A 15677-nucleotide genomic window follows, 5' to 3' on the forward strand; every position below is an offset into this window, starting at 1 on the left:
GTCAAGCCTCCGCGAGCGCGTCCGTGCGAACGAAGCCCTTCGCCGCGATGTCGCGGGCGAGGGCGAGATCGCCGGATTCGGCGATGCGTCCGCGGTCGAGCAGCAACACCGTATCGGGCGCGAGCGATTCGATCATCTGCAGGTAATGCGACACGATCACGAACGCGGTGCCTTGCTCGCGCAGCCGGCCGATCAGATCGACCGCCGCGCGCACGCCGTCGACGTCCATCCCCGAGTCGATTTCGTCGAGCATCGCGAGCCGCGGGCGCAGCAGCGCGAGCTGCAACAGCTCGTTGCGCTTGCGCTCGCCACCCGAGAAACCTTCGTTCATCGAACGGTTGAGCATCGCGTCCGGCAGCCCGACGCGCGCGGCGGACGCGCGCGCGTCGCCGAGAAAGTCGACCGCGTCGAGCGCGGTGTCGCCGCGCGCCTCGCGCACCGCATTGAGCGCGGTGCGGATGAAGAGACTGTTCTTCACGCCGGGGATGTCGGGCGGCGCCTGGAACGACAGGAACAGGCCGGCGCGCGCGCGCTCCTGCACGCTCATCGCGAGCAGGTCCCGCCCGCCGAATCGCGCATGGCCGTGCGTCACGCGATAGGCGGGATGTCCCGCGAGCGTCATGCCGAGCGTGCTCTTGCCGCTGCCGTTCGCGCCCATCAGCACGACGAGCGCGCCTGCCGGCACGGTGAGCGATACCGACTGCAGCACGCGGCGCTTCGCGACGTCGACGCTCAGGTCGAATACCTGCAGCAAGGGTTCGGATCGATTCATGGTGATTCCTTCGTTCGTCATGTGTGGGGATCAGCCGACGGCGCCTTCGAGCGACACCGCGAGCAGCGCTTTGGCCTCGAGCGCGAATTCCATCGGCAGCGCTTCGAGCACGGCCTGGCAGAAGCCGCCGACGATGAGCGCCGTCGCTTCCTGCGGATCGATGCCGCGCTGCTGGCAATAGAAGAGGCGGTCTTCGGAGATGCGCGTCGTCGTCGCCTCGTGCTCGACGACTGCGTCGTCGCGCGCGCTCTCGACATACGGGAACGTGTGCGCGCCGCATTGCGGGCCGATCAGCAGCGAATCGCACTGCGTATGGTTGCGCGCGCCCTCGGCCGTGCGCGCGACGCGCACGAGCCCCCGGTAGCTGTTCTGCGCGCGGCCCGCGCTGATGCCTTTCGAGACGATCCGGCTGCGCGTGTTGCGGCCGAGGTGAATCATCTTCGTGCCGGTGTCGGCCTGCTGACAATGGTTCGATACGGCGATCGAATGGAACTCGCCGCTCGATTCGTCGCCGCGCAGCACGACGCTCGGGTACTTCCAAGTGATCGCGGAGCCCGTCTCGATCTGCGTCCATGCGATTCGCGAGCGAGCGCCCGCGCACAGGCCGCGCTTCGTCACGAAGTTGTAGATGCCCCCGACGCCGTTCGCATCGCCCGGATACCAGTTCTGCACGGTCGAGTACTTGATGTGCGCGTCGTCATGCGCGATGAGCTCGACGACGGCCGCGTGCAGTTGATGCTCGTCGCGCTGCGGCGCGGTGCAACCTTCGAGGTAGCTGACGTGACTGCCGGGCTCGGCGATGATCAGCGTGCGTTCGAACTGGCCGGTGTTCTGCGCGTTGATCCGGAAGTACGACGACAGCTCCATCGGGCAGCGCACGCCTTGCGGCACGTAGACGAACGAGCCGTCGGAGAACACCGCCGAGTTCAGCGCCGCGTAGAAGTTGTCGGCGGGCGGCACGACGGTGCCGAGATAGCGCTCGATCAGCTCCGGATGATGCTCGACCGCGTGCGAGAACGAACAGAAGATCACGCCCGCCTCGGCGAGCTGCTCGCGAAAGGTCGTGCCGACGGATACCGAATCGAACACCGCGTCGACTGCGACGCCCGCGAGCCTGGCGCGCTCGTGCAACGGCACGTTCAGCTTCTCGTAGGTTTCGAGCAGCTTCGGATCGACGTCGTCGAGGCTCTTCGGGCGGTCTTTCAGCGATTTCGGCGCCGAGTAGTATGACTGCGCCTGGAAATCGATCGGCGCGATGCGCAGCTGGCCCCAATCGGGCGGCGCCATCGCAAGCCAGCGCTCGAATGCGGCGAGCCGCCATTTCAGCAGGAATGCCGGTTCGCGCTTGCGGCGCGAGATCTCGCGAACGACGTTTTCGTCGAGGCCGGGCGGCAGCGAATCGGATTCGATGTCGGTCACGAATCCGTGCCGATACGATTGTTCGAGCGCTCTCGCGAGCGGCGTGGGTTGATCGACGTTGAGCATGGGCGAATCCGTGTAGAGCAGGGAGGCCGCCTCCGCGCGGTTCGATGTGCAACGCGCGGCGCGACTCGATTCGGTCTGTAGCCTTAATTGTTGTATATGGTATGCATCTATTTGGCTGGCCGCAAGCGCGCAAGCGGAGACCCTGTTTCGAGTCGTGTCTTTATCGGCGGGATGCGGCCGGGGTGCGGCCTGAAAGCGAGGCGACGCCGGCCTCTCGTGCGTCGAGAAGTCGCGCTCGTGCGCGGCTCGAGGCGAACGTCGCAGCGCAGTGCCAGGGAATACGTCTGCGGCGACGCGGCTTCCGGCATGCTGGCCGAACGTCGCGACGAAAAAGGACGAGCCGAAACCACTTCGGCGTCCGTCTCGAACGGGGCGGGTGCTGGATGACGATGAGGCGCGGCGCGGCATCGGCGCGTTTCGTGCCGACGGCCGCCGCATCGCGCGCACTCGAGACGGGCGTGCGACGCGCCGGCGTTCGCCTCAGCCGGCCTTGCCGTCGATGCGCGGCGACGTCAGGTAGCCGGTGTAGCGCAGCGCGTACACGGCGAATGCCGCGATCCAGCATGCGCCCGCGATGTCGATCCAGACACTTGTCGCGTCGGGCGCGATCCAGGGCGCGAACACGCGCACGAGCGCGGCCGCGATCAGCAGCCAGTAGCACGCGATCTCGGTCGGCCCCGCGCGCAGCGGACGGCCCGTATGGCCTAGCGCGGTGCGCGTGATCATCGCGACGATCGCGCCGCCGATCACGCCGACTGTCAACGCGTGGATCGCGAGCGTATGCGGCGCGACGTCAAGCGCGGCGAGCGCGAGCATCGCGAAGCCCACCGGCACCCACGCATACGCGACATGCAGAATCCACAGGATAGGCCGCGCGCCGACGCGCCACGAGCGCCAGCCGACGATGCGTGCCGTGTGCAGCGCGGCGGCGGCAAACGCAATGGCCGCGACGATCGCCCCCGGCAATTGGATCGCGTCGGCGCAGAGCGCGAGCACTGTGACCGGGGCGGCGAGCGTCTCGACGAGTTTCCAGCGCTTCACCGTGAAGCCGGGAATCGCGTTCATCGTAAACGTCGGGACGATGCGGCCCGCAATCACGACGACGAACAGCAGGACGAAGCCGACGGCCGCATACGCGGCCTGCAGCGCGAGATCGAGACGCCCGTGCGCGGCCCACCAGTGAAAGAGCGCGTTGAGCACGCCGAACAGAAAGAGCGCGACGGTCAGGAACACGTTGCGATGGTTGCGCGCGGCAAGCAGCACGCGCAGCAGGATGATCGCGGTGATCGGCAGGAACGCGGAATCGACGACAGCGGCGAGCGGCTGCGGCCCGGCCCACACGAGCAGGCGGCCGGCCGCCCACAGCAGCCATAGCGCGGCGAGCGGCGCGCCGTGCGGCGTATCGCGCGCCGTCCATGCGCGAATCGCCGTGAGCAGGAAGCCGACGATGATCGCGGCGGAGAACCCGAACACCATTTCGTGGACGTGCCATGCGAGGCCGCTCATCGTCGGCGACAGGCCGGCAACCGGATGGCCGCGCAGCGACGCGAGCCAGAGTGCGATCGAAACGATCCCGAAATAGGCTCCGCCGAGATAGAACGGCCGGAAGCCGAGCCGCAGCACGGGCAGGCCGGCGGGTTGCCGAGACGGTTGTGGGGTCGCGAGCGGAATCTTCACGTTGGCTCTCCATTTAAGATGCATTTATTATGTATCTTAATGCGTGAAGCCATGCAGGTCCAATGCTCGCAAGCGCTGGTGCGGCGCGATGGCATTTCGGGTATGTGCCGCCTGGCCGCGGCGCGGCGGCCCGCAGCAGGCGGGCAGCTCGGCATGCCGGGCGTGCCTGAAGATGGGGCAGGCGAAGGCGCGGCCGATGCCGGGCGTCGCGTGCGAATTTGATCTGTATCAAACGATGGTCAGGAAAACAGAACGTTGTGCGCATGCGGCACAGCGACGCATGAATGCGAAAGCGTCGATCGGGCGCGAACAAGTGCCGCAGCGCGCGCGAGCCGCGCCACACGCGCTTGCGGGCGACGCGTGTCGCGCGCACGGATGAGGCAGAGCGCGAGCGTTAAGCAATTTGTGCGGCGTGGGTAGATTTCGATGTCGTGGACTGGTGATTGATCTCGCTTAAGTATCGGGCCGAACGATCCGTATACGGAAACGAGGCCGAAGCGGTCGTCTTATCACATCGAAAAGGGGCAAGAATGAGCAAGCAACTGTTTGGACCTGGAATGCGCCTGATGGCGCGCATGAAGCTGCCCAGGAAGCTCGCGATTCTCGCCGTGCTGTTCATCGTGCCGCTCGTCGCCGCGCTCTATGCGACGCTTGCCGTCGCACTGCACGCCTATGCGACGACGCAGGGCGAGCGCGACGGCATCACGATCCTCGAAACGACGCAGGATCTATTGAAGGCGGTGCAGGTGCGGCGCGGCGCGGGCGCTTCGGTGCTCGCGGGCAACGAGGCGATGCGCGCGAAGTTCGACGCGGCGAACGCGAGCGCCGATCGTCTCGTCGCGACGCTCAAGCAGCAAGTGCGCGACACCCGGCGGTTCGACGTCGTTGCGCTCGTCGAAGCGCTCGCGAGCCAGTACGAAAAGGCGGCGGCGGGCGGGCTCGGCACATCCGCCGCCGCGCTGTTCGATTCGCACACCGACGTGATCCACTCGATCTTCCTGTTCGAGAAGGACCTGGCGGTTGCGTCGCAGCTCGGCGTCGATCCGGACGCGTCGAACTATCACCTGATCGACTCGGTGCTGTTCGCGCTGCCGGGTACGGCCGAAACGGTCGGCGTGCTGCGCGGCAAGGGATCGGCCGCGCTGAGCGGCGGCTCGCTCGGCGACGCCGACAAGCGCGAGCTCGCGGTGCGCGCGGGCGGCCTCGCCGAGCAGATGAGCGTGATTCGCCATCATCTCGAACGCACGAAGGACACGCTCGGCGCAAACGCGCTGGATGGCGTCGATCTTGGTGCGGTTGCGGCGTTTCAACGCACGGCGGCAGCGCTCGCGCACGGCGGCGCGCCGGTTGACGCGAAGACCTATTTCCAGCAGGGGAGCGATGCGATCGACGCGCTGTATCGCGTGCACGGCGCGCTCGCGCAGCAACTGCGCGAGCGCCTCGCGGCGCGCGCGCACGCCGAGCAGGTGAAGGTGGCGGCGATCCTGGCATTGAGCGTCGCGCTCGTGGCGTGCGCGCTCTATCTTTTCGTCGCTTTCGCGATGTCGACGCACGAGGATGTCGCGCAGTTGTCCGGCTGCATGCGCGCGGTGGGCGACGGCGATCTGCGCGCGCGCCTCGCGGTGCGCGGCGGCGACGAATTCGCTTTCATCAAGCGCGGCTTCAACGCGCTGCTCGACGTATGGGCGCAGACGCTGTCCGAGACGCGGCGCGTGGCCGATTCGGTGATGGTCGGCAGCCAGCAGATCGCGGCCGGCAATCTCGATTTGTCGGGGCGCACCGAGACGCAGGCCGCATCGCTCGAGCAAACGGCGGCCAGCATGGAAGAGCTGACGTCGACCGTGCGCCACAACGCGTCGAACGCATCGCACGCGAGCACGCTGAGCGCCGAGGCGTCCGAGCGCGCGGCGGACACCGGGCGGATCATGACGCACGCGGTGACGCTGATGACGAAGATCCACGACAGCTCGAACCGGATGGCGGAGATCGTGTCGGTGATCGAAGGCATCGCGTTCCAGACCAACATCCTCGCGCTGAACGCGGCCGTCGAGGCGGCCCGCGCGGGCGAGCAGGGCAAGGGCTTCGCGGTGGTCGCGGGCGAGGTGCGCGCGCTCGCGCACCGCAGCGCCGCCGCCGCGAAGGACGTGAAGGAGCTGATTCACGAATCGATTCGCCACGTGACCGACGGCTCGTTGCTGTTCCAGCGCGCGGACGACGCGATCCGCAGCGTGAATGCGTCGATCCGGAGCGTCGACACCGTCGTCAGCGAAATCGCGAAGGCGTCCGAGCAGCAAAGCGACGGGATCGAGCAGGTCAACGCGGCGATCACGCAGATGGACGAAGTGACGCAGCGCAACGCGGCGCTCGTCGAGGAATCGGCGGCCGCGAGCGCGTCGCTGCGCGAACAGGCCGAGCACATGGGAAAGCTTGTCGGGCGCTTCGTGCTCGCGTAGCGGGCACATAGCCCTTCAGCGTATACGCAGGCCGCCCGCTCGGCGGCATGCGTGCAATGTCGGAGGTTGATTTGCATCAAGTCCGCCCGAGCCGCGCGACCGACAATGGAACGCCGGCGTTTCGCGCGGCATGCCAGGGTACAAGCAGATGGACATGACAACGCATTCGAACGACGGCGCGGATACGACCGCGCCCACTCCCCACCACGACGTTTCCGCATTCGCGGACGTTCAGATATCCGAAGCGCTGATCCGGCGCTTCGACCGGCAAGGACCGCGCTACACGTCGTATCCGACGGCCGACCGGTTTTCCGACGCATTCGACGAGCGCGCGTACCGCGAGCATCTGTCGCGCCGCGCGTCGGCCGAGCGCAACCCGCCGTTGTCGGTCTATCTGCATCTGCCGTTTTGCGAGTCGCTCTGCTACTTCTGCGCGTGCAACAAGATCATCACGCAGGATCACACCCGAACGAGTGCGTACGTAGACTACCTGATCCGCGAAATGGAGCTCGTCGCACCCGATCTCGGCCGCGACCGCGTGACGACGCAGCTGCATCTGGGCGGAGGATCGCCGACGTTCTTCGCGATCGACGAACTCGCGCGCCTGATGCGCGCGCTGCGCGATCACTTCGATTTCGCGCCGCACGCGGAGCTTGGCGTGGAGATCGATCCGCGCACGGTCGACGAGCGCACGCTGCAGTCGCTCGCGGCGCTCGGCTTCAACCGGACGAGCTTCGGCGTTCAGGATTTCGATCCGGCGGTGCAGGAGGCGGTGCACCGGGTCCAGCCGCTGCCGATGGTCGAGCGCGCGCTCGCGGCGAGTCGCGCGGCCGGGTTCGAATCGGTCAATATCGATCTGATCTACGGGCTGCCGCGACAAACGCCGGCGAGCTTCTCGCGTACGCTCGACGAGGTGATCCGGCTGTCGCCCGACCGCATCGCGGTCTACAACTATGCGCATCTGCCGAGCCGCTTCAAGGCGCAGCGCCTGATCGTCGAATCGGAGCTGCCGGCCGCCGAAGACCGGCTGCGCATCTTCATCGAATCGACGCGGCGGTTGCTCGACGCCGGATACGTGTACATCGGGCTCGACCACTTCGCGAAGCCGAACGACGAGCTCAGCAACGCATTGCGCGAGCGCAGCCTGCACCGCAATTTCCAGGGCTACACGACGCAGGCCGAATGCGACCTCGTCGGCTTCGGCGTATCGGCGATCGGCAAGGTCGGCGCGTCGTACAGCCAGTCGACGCGCTCGCTGAAGACCTATTATCGCCAGCTCGACGCCGGACGCCTGCCGATCGAGCGCGGCTTCGCGCTGAGCGCCGACGATCTGCTGCGCCGCGAGGTCATCATGACAGTGATGTGCAGCACCCCCGTCGATTTCGCGGAGATCGGCCGCAGGCACGGCGTCGATTTCGTGCGGCATTTCGCGCACGAGCTCGCGCAGCTCGAGCCGTATCGCGACGCCGGGCTGCTCACGATAGACGCGGAGCGCATCGCCATTACGCCGAAGGGGCGCATGTTCGTGCGCGCGATCGGCATGGTGTTCGACGCGTATCTCGGCCGGCCTGCCTCGGCGTCCTATTCGAAGTTGATCTAGAAGGTGGCGTGATGAAGGAAAGCAAGATTCCGGTCCAGGACTTTCTCGCGCGGTTGCCGCTCTTCAGCGTGCTGTCGCGCGGCGAGCTCGACAATCTCGCGCGCGGCACGATGCGCGTGCAGGTGCCGCGAGGGCAGACGGTGTTCAGCCGCGGCGATCCGTGCGGCGGTTTTCACATGATCGTCTACGGCCAGATCAAGCTGAGCTCGTTCTCGCCGCTCGGCATCGAGAAGATCGTGCGCCTGCTCGGGCCGGGGGACAGCTTCGGCGAAGCGGTGATGTTCATGGACAAGCCTTACGCGGTGACGGCGAAAGCGCTGTCCGACACGCTGCTTCTGCACGTGACAAAGGCTGTCGTGACAGAGGAACTCGATCACAATCCGGCGTTCGCGCGCCGGATGCTCGCGAGCCTCAGCATGCGCCTGCATCAGCTCGTCGTCGACGTCGAGACGTATTCGCTGCGCTCGGGCACGCAGCGCGTGATCAGCTATCTGCTCGAACAGACCGACACGCCCGTGGAATCCGGCATGCAGATCCGGCTCGAGACGGGCAAGAAGGCGATCGCGTCGCGCCTGAATCTCACGCCGGAGCATTTCTCGCGCGTGCTGCGCGATCTGTGCACGCGCGAGCTCGTCATCGTCAACGGCCGCGACATCTTCATTCCCGATGTCGACCGGCTACGCTCGGAGATGCAGTATTGACACAGACGCGACGCGCCGCCGGATTCGCGCGTAGCGCCGCCATGCGCCGAGCATGTTGAGCGCGAGCCAGCCGGCCGATACGCCGAACGCGACGGCGGCCGGCCGAGCGAACGGGGCCGGCGCGACGCTCGCGGCGACGAGCAGCAGCAGCGCTGCGACGTGTGCGTAGAATTGCGGGCGCGCCGCGCGTTCCGGCAGCATGTCCTTGACCTTCGGCATCGCGGGAATCGCGGTCTCGCTCGCCTTTTGTGCGTGATACCACAGCAGGAACGGGATGATCTTGTAGAGCATTCCGTTGATCGCCGACCACGCGCCGCCGATCATCAGCAGCACGCCGACCGTGACCGCGACGTCGCGGCCGCCCGCACCCGTGTTGGCGATCCACAGTACGCTCGCGCAACCGGCGCTCGCCATCGCGGTGCGCCAGAACAACGTCGTCGTATCGGCCTCCGGGCGCTTGCGCGTCCAAAGCAAGTAGAACGTCCACGCGGCGTAGGCCGCGTACAGCGCGTAGAGCGCGATCCGAATCGCGTCGGCGGCGAAGCCGAAGCGATCGGCCGGACCGAGCGCGACGGCGGAAGCCGCCACGAGCGCCGCGAACACACCCGGGCCCAGCCAGCGCGTGACGGCGCGCGGATAGGGCTCGGTCGCCTGGAACATCGGGATCAGCTGGTACGAGATGCCGATCGTCAGCAGCCCGACCCATCCGGCCAGCCCCCAGGTCGCGTGCAGGTCGACGAGACCGATCGAGAAGGCGCGCAGATGCCCGCCGAGCGCGAGCCCGAGCGATGCGCCGAGCGCGACGGTTGCGGCGAGCGCGAGCCACGCGAGGCGTACGGTGCGCATCACGCTCGCGGCGCCTGCCGGCATGTGTCGCCGCTGACGCGCGAAGCCGATCGCGCAGACGAGCAGAAACCACAGGAACGCCACGCCGAGCAGCAGCGCGGCGGGCGCGAACAGCGCGGGCGCCGCGCGCGCGAACGCCGCCGCGAGCAGCAGCGTGCCGAGCGCCAGGCACGCGTGGATCGCCGTGGCGCTTGCGACGGGCGATGCGATCCTGACGCCCGCGGCGACCGACATGATCTGAATCATCGCGCCGACCATCGTCGTCGCGAGCATCCCGAGCGCGCACAGATGCGCGAGCGCGAGCGCGGCGGGCGACCAGCGCGACGCGAGCGCGTCCGGCCCCGCCCACAGCAGCAACCCCGCCGCGGCGATCGCGAAGAGCGGCGCGCTCGCGAAGAAGCGCAGCGGCACGTTCAGCGGGGGGGAGCGATCGAGTTCGAGTTTGCGCTGCATGGCGAAAAGAGTGCGTTCGGCGAATGGCGCGGCGAAGGGGGCGGCCGGCGCGTCGCGCGTCAGCCGACCCTTCGGCGGCGCGCGACGCCTCCATGTTTCGGTATTCTGATCATAATCCCGGATTGTCGCGCGGTCCGCACCCAGACCTTGACGCCGATTAAGGCGGCGAGAACGCATTCGGCCGCACACTTACGCACCGGGCGTAAGCCGCCCCTTTCAGGAATTCGCCGTGTCCGTGTCCGTCGTCAAAACCGCATTCAGGAATCTCGTGATCAAGGGCAGGTCGCTGCTGCCGATTGTGCAAGGCGGGATGGGCGTCGGCGTGTCCGCGCACCGGCTTGCCGGCACGGTCGCGTCGCTCGGCGCGTGCGGGACGATCTCGAGCGTCGACCTGCGCCGCCATCATCCCGATCTGATGGCGCGCACCGGCCGCTCGCGTGATCGCGCGCTCATCGACGCGGCGAACCTCGAAGCGCTCGATCGCGAGATCCACGCGGCGAAAACGCTCGCGAACGGTTGCGGGCTCGTCGCGGTCAACGTGATGCGCGCGTTGTCCGAGTACGCGTCGTATGTGCGCCAGTCGTGCGAGAGCGGCGCGCATGCGGTCGTCGTGGGCGCGGGGCTGCCGCTCGACTTGCCCGAGCTGACCGCCGATTTCCCCGACGTCGCGCTGATTCCGATCCTGTCGGATGCGCGCGGAATCGGGCTCGTGCTGAAGAAGTGGATGCGCAAGAACCGCCTGCCCGACGCCGTCGTCATCGAAAACCCGCGCTATGCGGCGGGCCACCTCGGTGCGCCGACGACCGATAGCCTGAACAATCCGAATTTCGCGTTTCCTGCGGTGCTCGAAGGCACGTTCGCGCTGTTCAAGGAGCTCGGCATCGAGCGCGAGCGCATTCCGCTGATCGCGGCGGGCGGCATTCACACTCACGAGCAGGCGAAACAACTGTTCGCGCTCGGCGCGAGCGCGGTGCAGCTCGGCACGCCATTCGCCGTGACCGAAGAGGGCGACGCGCATCCGAACTTCAAGAAAGTGCTCGTCGAGGCGGGGCCGGAAGACATCGTCACGTTCATGAGCGTCGCGGGTCTGCCGGCGCGCGCGGTGAGAACGCCTTGGCTCACGAACTATCTGGAGCGGGAAAGGAAGCTTCAGCGTGCGGCGAAGCCGCGCAAGTGCCTCGTCGGCTTCGATTGCCTGCAGCAGTGCGGGTTGCGCGACGGCATCGAGAAGCACGGGCAGTTCTGCATCGATACCCGGCTCGCGTTCGCGCTTGCGGGCGACATCAAGCGAGGGCTGTTTTTCCGGGGCTCGGAAGTCTTGCCGTTCGGCCATGAGATCCGCTCCGTGCGCGAACTGATCGACTATCTGCTCACGGGCGTCAAGCGCGCGGCCGCCGCAGCGATCGCGCCCGAGCCGGCGCGCGCGCCGCTGCCCGCACTGGGCTGACGCCGCCCGCTTCGGGCGACGCCCGTTTCCGCCGCTCGCCGACACGCCGCGAGCGGTTTCTCGTTTCTTTGATGGAGCCGTCATGCCATGACGCAAAGCAGCCACTTCGCGACGGGCGCCGCGCCGATCGAACTCGTGTGCCCGGCGGGCAGCCTGCCCGCGCTGAAGGCCGCGGTCGACAACGGCGCGGACTGCGTGTATCTCGGTTTTCGCGACGCGACGAACGCGCGCAACTTCGCCGGCCTGAACTTCGACGCGCAGGCGATCGACGCCGGCATTCGCTACGCGCGCGAGCGCGGCCGCAAGGTGCTCGTCGCGCTCAACACGTATCCGCAGCCGGACGGCTGGGCCGCATGGCGGGAAGCGGTCGGCCGCGCGGCCGACGCGGGCGTCGACGCGATCATCGTCGCCGATCCGGGGCTCATGCGTTTCGCGCGCGAGCGCTATCCGGACCTGCGGCTGCACCTGTCGGTGCAGGGCTCGGCGACGAACTACGAGGCGATCAACTTCTATCACGAGCACTTCGGCATATCGCGCGCGGTGCTGCCGCGCGTGCTGTCGCTCGCGCAGGTCGAGCAGGTGACCGAAAACACGCCGGTCGAAATCGAGGTGTTCGGCTTCGGCAGTCTGTGCGTGATGGTCGAGGGGCGCTGCGCGCTGTCGTCGTACGCGACGGGCGAATCGCCGAACACGCGCGGCGTGTGCTCGCCCGCGAAGGCGGTGCGCTGGCAGAAGACGCCGGACGGCCTCGAATCGCGGCTGAACGGCGTGCTGATCGACCGTTACGAAGACGGCGAGAACGCCGGCTATCCGACGCTCTGCAAGGGGCGCTTCACGGTGGCCGACGAGAGCTACTACGCGATCGAGGAGCCGACGAGCCTGAACACGCTCGAACTGCTGCCGAAGCTGATGCAGATCGGCATACGGGCGATCAAGATCGAAGGCCGTCAGCGCAGCCCCGCGTACGTCGCGCAGGTGACGCGCGTCTGGCGCGACGCGATCGATCAGTGCGCATCGAACCTCGCGCGCTACTACGTGAAGCCCGCGTGGATGACGGAACTGAACAAGGTCGCGGAAGGGCAGCAGCATACGCTCGGCGCCTACCACCGGCCGTGGAAATGACACGCACGACGGCGCATGCCTGAATGCGGGAGCGAGGATCATGAAAATTGCTTTGGGCCCGGTGCAGTACTACTGGCCGCGCATCGCGACGATGCAGTTCTATCAGGCGATGTCGGAGACGCCCGTCGACATCGTGTATCTCGGCGAGACGGTTTGCTCGCGCCGGCACGAGCTGCGCTTCGCGGACTGGATCGAGATCGCCGACATGCTCGCCGAGGCCGGCAAGGAAGTCGTGCTGTCGACCCAGGTGCTGCTCGAATCGGGCCGCGATCTGAAGACGATGCGCGAGATCGCCGAGAACGGCCGCTATCTGGTGGAGGCGAACGACATGGGCGCGGTGCGCCGCAGCGCGTCGCGCGCGTTCGTCGCGGGGCCGTGGCTGAACGTCTACAACCCGCCGACGCTCGCGATGCTCGCCGAGCTCGGCGCGCGGCGCTGGGTGATGCCGCCCGAGATGAGCGAGGCGGGGCTCGCGCAGATGCAGGCCGAGCGGCCCGCGCATCTGGAAACCGAGGTGTTCGCGTACGGCCGCATACCGCTCGCGTTTTCCGCGCGCTGCTTCACCGCGCGCAACCGCAATTTCCCGAAGGACAACTGCCAGTACGTGTGCATGGAACATCCGGACGGCCTGCCGCTGCACACCCGCGAAGGCGAGCCGTTCCTCGTGCTCAACGGCATTTCGACGCAGTCCGCGCGCGTCTACAACCTGATCGGCGAGATCGACGCGCTGCGTGCGCTGAACGTCGACGTCGTCCGGTTGAGCCCGCAATCGCAACACATGACCGACGTGATCGACGCGTATCACGGCGTGCTGAGCGGCCGCACGGACGCGGGCGACGCGCTCGCCGCGCTGCACGACAGGATGCCGGAGGCGTCGTGCAACGGCTACTGGTACGGCAGGCCGGGCCTCGAGCGCGTCGCGCGCTGAGGGCGCGGCGCGGCGTTTGCCGTGCCGCTTCGGACGGAATGATGAGGAACCCACGATGAATGCTCCGCTTTTTCAATTGCCGCCGGCACTCGGCAAGCTGCTGTCGAAATTGCCCGCGTACCCGGGCGCGCTGTTGTTCGCGAGCGGGATCAATCTCGTGCTGCGCCGGCATTTGCCCGCCGAGACGCTCGCGTTGCTGGAGGGGCGTCCGTTACGCATCGAGGTGAAGGACGCCGGCATTGCTTTCGATTTCGTCTGCCGGCGCGGGACGTTTTCGGCGCTGCCCGGCGGGCGAGACGTCGATCTGACGATCGGCGCGACCGCGTACGACTTCTATCTAGTTTCGCAGCGCCGCGAGGACCCGGACACGTTGTTCTTCAGCCGGCGTCTGACCATGGAAGGCGATACCGAACTCGGGTTGCTCGTGAAGAATTCGCTCGACGCGATCGACCTGTCGGTGCTTTCGATCGAGCGATGGCTGCCGACGCGGCTGTTTCGACGCCCGCCGATCGAGCGCGGCGCAATGTCGGACTGATACGTGAACGCACGCACGGAAGAGCGATCAGGAGACCGGAATGAAGCACGAAACGAAAACGCTGCCGATCGTCTATTCCTGCTCGGGGTGTTCGAACGTCGCGCAGCTCGCGAATCACGTCGCGGTGCGGCTCGACCGCGGCGGCGATGCGGAGATGTCGTGCATCGCGGGCGTCGGCGGCGACGTGCCGTCGCTGCTGAAGGTCGCGCATTCGGGGCGGCCGATTCTCGCGATCGACGGGTGCCCGCTCGTATGCGCGAAGAAGAGTCTCGAGCGGCACGGGATCGCGCCCAACGCGCATTTGCAGCTCGGCGAGCACGGCGTCAGAAAGCGCTTTCACGAGGATTTCGACCCGGACGACGCGCGTCGCATTCTCGCGATCGCGAAAGCCGAAGCGGAGCGGCTCGCGAGCGGCGAGCCAGAACCCGAGCCTGAACCCGAACTCGCGCAGGCGGGCGAGGACGCCGACGCCGCGCTTCAACACAAGCGCTGATTTTCGCGATATCCGATGCGCGGGCCGCGTGGCGGCGCGGCGGCGACTCGACTCGATCGGCAGTCCGGCGATCGAGCCCGCGATGGCGGTTGCGGCATGCGCGAAGCCGAGCGGGGAGGCGCGGAGAATACGGCGCGGGAAATGCGATTGCGCCGGGGAAGTCGCCGAATGAGCCGCCGAATGAGCGCCGGAACAGACACGGCCGAAGCGCACCGGCTCACCCGCGCCGAATCGCAAAATCCGCAAACAGGCGATCGAGCTGGCCGAGCACCGCATTGCTCGGATAGCCGGCGAGCGATGCGGCGTTCAGCGCGCCATCGCCGCATCCTTGCGTTCGAAACACTTGCAGCACGTAACGCTCGACGCCGAGATCGGCGAGTTCGTGCGCGATGCGCAGCAGCGCCGGCTCGGGCAGCAGATCCGGATGCGCGGTTGTCCGGCATTCGTACGCAATGCCGCTCGCGAGCACCGCTTCGAGACTTTGCCGCGCATGGCCGCCGCTCGCGCGCACGCGTGTCGTGCGCGTGTAGTCGTCGAACGGCGCTTTCACGTCGAGCCCGATCCAGTCGAGTGACGGCAGCAGTCGGGAGAGTCGCCGCGGGTGCGTGCCCGCGCTGTGCATGCCGACCTTGAAGCCGAGCCGCCTGACGTCGTCGATCGCCGCGGCGAGCGCCGGATCGATCGACGGCTCGCCGCCGCTGAACACGACCGCGTCGATCAGCCCGACGCGGCGCGCGAGGAATGCGAGCAGCGCGTCCCATTCGATCTCGGCCGGCCGCGAGCGCGGCTGCAGGTGCGGATTGTGGCAATAGCCGCAACGCCATGGGCAACCCTGCACGAACACGACCGCGGCGAGCTGGCCGGGATAGTCGGTCGCGGTGAACGGGACGAGCCCGCCCACCTTGAGCGGATGACGCCGGGGGAGGGCGAGGTTCATCGCGTGAGCGAGCCGCGCTTACGCCGCCGCGCGCATCGCGACGTCGCCCATTTCGCGTTCTCGGAAGTACTTGCGCTCGTGGAATTCGCCTTGCTTGCCGACGTTGAACGACGAGACCGGGCGATGGTAGCCCATCACGCGGGTCCAGATTTCGCATGGCTGACGTTCGTCGTCGGACAGCGCGATCGAGGCGAGGGCGGCTTGTGAGTTGGCTTGTGTCGTCATGAT

Annotated in this window: 14 protein-coding genes; 8 read left to right on the plus strand and 6 right to left on the minus strand. The window is 67.4% G+C overall.

Annotated elements, in window-relative coordinates; all coding sequences use genetic code 11:
- Position 1: 1 nt before the first annotated feature.
- The 3 genes from sufC to BTH_RS21375 all read right to left on the minus strand — a co-directional run bounded on the left by sufC (position 2) and on the right by BTH_RS21375 (position 3934).
- The gene (gene sufC / locus BTH_RS21365) at positions 2-772 is read right to left on the minus strand and encodes a Fe-S cluster assembly ATPase SufC (RefSeq protein ID WP_009890085.1); all 771 of its coding nucleotides are present in this window, start codon (positions 770-772) and stop codon (positions 2-4) included.
- Between the two features lie 30 nt (positions 773-802).
- Positions 803-2257 carry a Fe-S cluster assembly protein SufB gene (gene sufB / locus BTH_RS21370; protein ID WP_009890086.1) on the minus strand — a complete coding sequence of 485 codons (1455 nt, stop codon included), beginning with the start codon at positions 2255-2257 and terminating at the stop codon, positions 803-805.
- 480 nt (positions 2258-2737) lie between these two features.
- Positions 2738-3934 carry an NnrS family protein gene (locus tag BTH_RS21375; RefSeq protein WP_009890087.1) on the minus strand — a complete coding sequence of 399 codons (1197 nt, stop codon included), beginning with the start codon at positions 3932-3934 and terminating at the stop codon, positions 2738-2740.
- A gap of 530 nt (positions 3935-4464) precedes the next feature.
- On the opposite strand from BTH_RS21375, the gene BTH_RS21380 reads away from it, so the two are divergent.
- From BTH_RS21380 to BTH_RS21390, 3 genes are all read left to right on the plus strand, one after another.
- Positions 4465-6387 carry a methyl-accepting chemotaxis protein gene (locus BTH_RS21380; protein ID WP_009890089.1) on the plus strand — a complete coding sequence of 641 codons (1923 nt, stop codon included), beginning with the start codon at positions 4465-4467 and terminating at the stop codon, positions 6385-6387.
- Between the two features lie 148 nt (positions 6388-6535).
- Positions 6536-7987, plus strand: coding sequence for an oxygen-independent coproporphyrinogen III oxidase (hemN, locus tag BTH_RS21385; RefSeq protein WP_009890090.1), 1452 nt, complete (start codon positions 6536-6538; stop codon positions 7985-7987).
- Between the two features lie 11 nt (positions 7988-7998).
- The gene (locus BTH_RS21390) at positions 7999-8688 is read left to right on the plus strand and encodes a Crp/Fnr family transcriptional regulator (protein ID WP_009908977.1); all 690 of its coding nucleotides are present in this window, start codon (positions 7999-8001) and stop codon (positions 8686-8688) included.
- Here BTH_RS21390 and BTH_RS21395 read toward each other — a convergent pair.
- Positions 8665-9987, minus strand: a complete 1323-nt coding sequence (locus tag BTH_RS21395; protein ID WP_009890092.1) for a hypothetical protein — start codon at positions 9985-9987, stop codon at positions 8665-8667. The genes BTH_RS21390 and BTH_RS21395 overlap by 24 nt on opposite strands.
- 229 nt (positions 9988-10216) lie before the next feature.
- Between BTH_RS21395 and BTH_RS21400 the strand changes: the two genes are divergently transcribed.
- From BTH_RS21400 to BTH_RS21420, 5 genes are all read left to right on the plus strand, one after another.
- Positions 10217-11434 carry an NAD(P)H-dependent flavin oxidoreductase gene (locus tag BTH_RS21400; RefSeq protein ID WP_009890093.1) on the plus strand — a complete coding sequence of 406 codons (1218 nt, stop codon included), beginning with the start codon at positions 10217-10219 and terminating at the stop codon, positions 11432-11434.
- Between the two features lie 87 nt (positions 11435-11521).
- Positions 11522-12556 (plus strand): ubiquinone anaerobic biosynthesis protein UbiU, encoded by a 1035-nt coding sequence (locus BTH_RS21405; protein WP_009890094.1) that lies wholly within the window; start codon positions 11522-11524, stop codon positions 12554-12556.
- A gap of 40 nt (positions 12557-12596) precedes the next feature.
- On the plus strand, positions 12597-13484 hold the full coding sequence (locus BTH_RS21410; RefSeq protein ID WP_009890095.1) for a U32 family peptidase: 888 nt from the start codon (positions 12597-12599) through the stop codon (positions 13482-13484).
- Between the two features lie 55 nt (positions 13485-13539).
- Complete coding sequence (locus BTH_RS21415) at positions 13540-14019, plus strand: ubiquinone anaerobic biosynthesis accessory factor UbiT (RefSeq protein ID WP_009890096.1); 480 nt, start codon at positions 13540-13542, stop codon at positions 14017-14019.
- A 40-nt stretch (positions 14020-14059) separates the two neighbouring features.
- Positions 14060-14512: a putative zinc-binding protein gene (locus BTH_RS21420; RefSeq protein ID WP_009890097.1), complete on the plus strand. Its 453-nt coding sequence runs from the start codon at positions 14060-14062 to the stop codon at positions 14510-14512.
- Between the two features lie 217 nt (positions 14513-14729).
- Here BTH_RS21420 and BTH_RS21425 read toward each other — a convergent pair whose 3' ends face one another.
- Positions 14730-15449: an anaerobic ribonucleoside-triphosphate reductase activating protein gene (locus tag BTH_RS21425; protein ID WP_009890098.1), complete on the minus strand. Its 720-nt coding sequence runs from the start codon at positions 15447-15449 to the stop codon at positions 14730-14732.
- A gap of 18 nt (positions 15450-15467) precedes the next feature.
- Positions 15468-15674 carry an anaerobic ribonucleoside-triphosphate reductase gene (gene nrdD, locus BTH_RS35485; protein WP_009890099.1) on the minus strand — a complete coding sequence of 69 codons (207 nt, stop codon included), beginning with the start codon at positions 15672-15674 and terminating at the stop codon, positions 15468-15470.
- Between the last annotated feature and the right edge of the window lie 3 nt (positions 15675-15677).

It is taken from the genome of Burkholderia thailandensis E264 (assembly GCF_000012365.1).
Lineage (GTDB): Bacteria > Pseudomonadota > Gammaproteobacteria > Burkholderiales > Burkholderiaceae > Burkholderia > Burkholderia thailandensis.

What these genes read in the sequence shown, in the direction of transcription:
- hemN (WP_009890090.1), top strand. Translation starts at nt 6,536, where the DNA reads ATGGACATGACAACGCATTCGAACGACGGCGCGGATACGACCGCGCCC.
- BTH_RS21380 (WP_009890089.1), top strand. Translation starts at nt 4,465, where the DNA reads ATGAGCAAGCAACTGTTTGGACCTGGAATGCGCCTGATGGCGCGCATG.
- sufC (WP_009890085.1), bottom strand. Translation starts at nt 772, where the DNA reads ATGAATCGATCCGAACCCTTGCTGCAGGTATTCGACCTGAGCGTCGAC.
- BTH_RS21390 (WP_009908977.1), top strand. Translation starts at nt 7,999, where the DNA reads ATGAAGGAAAGCAAGATTCCGGTCCAGGACTTTCTCGCGCGGTTGCCG.
- BTH_RS21425 (WP_009890098.1), bottom strand. Translation starts at nt 15,449, where the DNA reads ATGAACCTCGCCCTCCCCCGGCGTCATCCGCTCAAGGTGGGCGGGCTC.
- BTH_RS21415 (WP_009890096.1), top strand. Translation starts at nt 13,540, where the DNA reads ATGAATGCTCCGCTTTTTCAATTGCCGCCGGCACTCGGCAAGCTGCTG.
- BTH_RS21410 (WP_009890095.1), top strand. Translation starts at nt 12,597, where the DNA reads ATGAAAATTGCTTTGGGCCCGGTGCAGTACTACTGGCCGCGCATCGCG.
- sufB (WP_009890086.1), bottom strand. Translation starts at nt 2,257, where the DNA reads ATGCTCAACGTCGATCAACCCACGCCGCTCGCGAGAGCGCTCGAACAA.
- BTH_RS21420 (WP_009890097.1), top strand. Translation starts at nt 14,060, where the DNA reads ATGAAGCACGAAACGAAAACGCTGCCGATCGTCTATTCCTGCTCGGGG.
- nrdD (WP_009890099.1), bottom strand. Translation starts at nt 15,674, where the DNA reads ATGACGACACAAGCCAACTCACAAGCCGCCCTCGCCTCGATCGCGCTG.
- BTH_RS21395 (WP_009890092.1), bottom strand. Translation starts at nt 9,987, where the DNA reads ATGCAGCGCAAACTCGAACTCGATCGCTCCCCCCCGCTGAACGTGCCG.
- BTH_RS21405 (WP_009890094.1), top strand. Translation starts at nt 11,522, where the DNA reads ATGACGCAAAGCAGCCACTTCGCGACGGGCGCCGCGCCGATCGAACTC.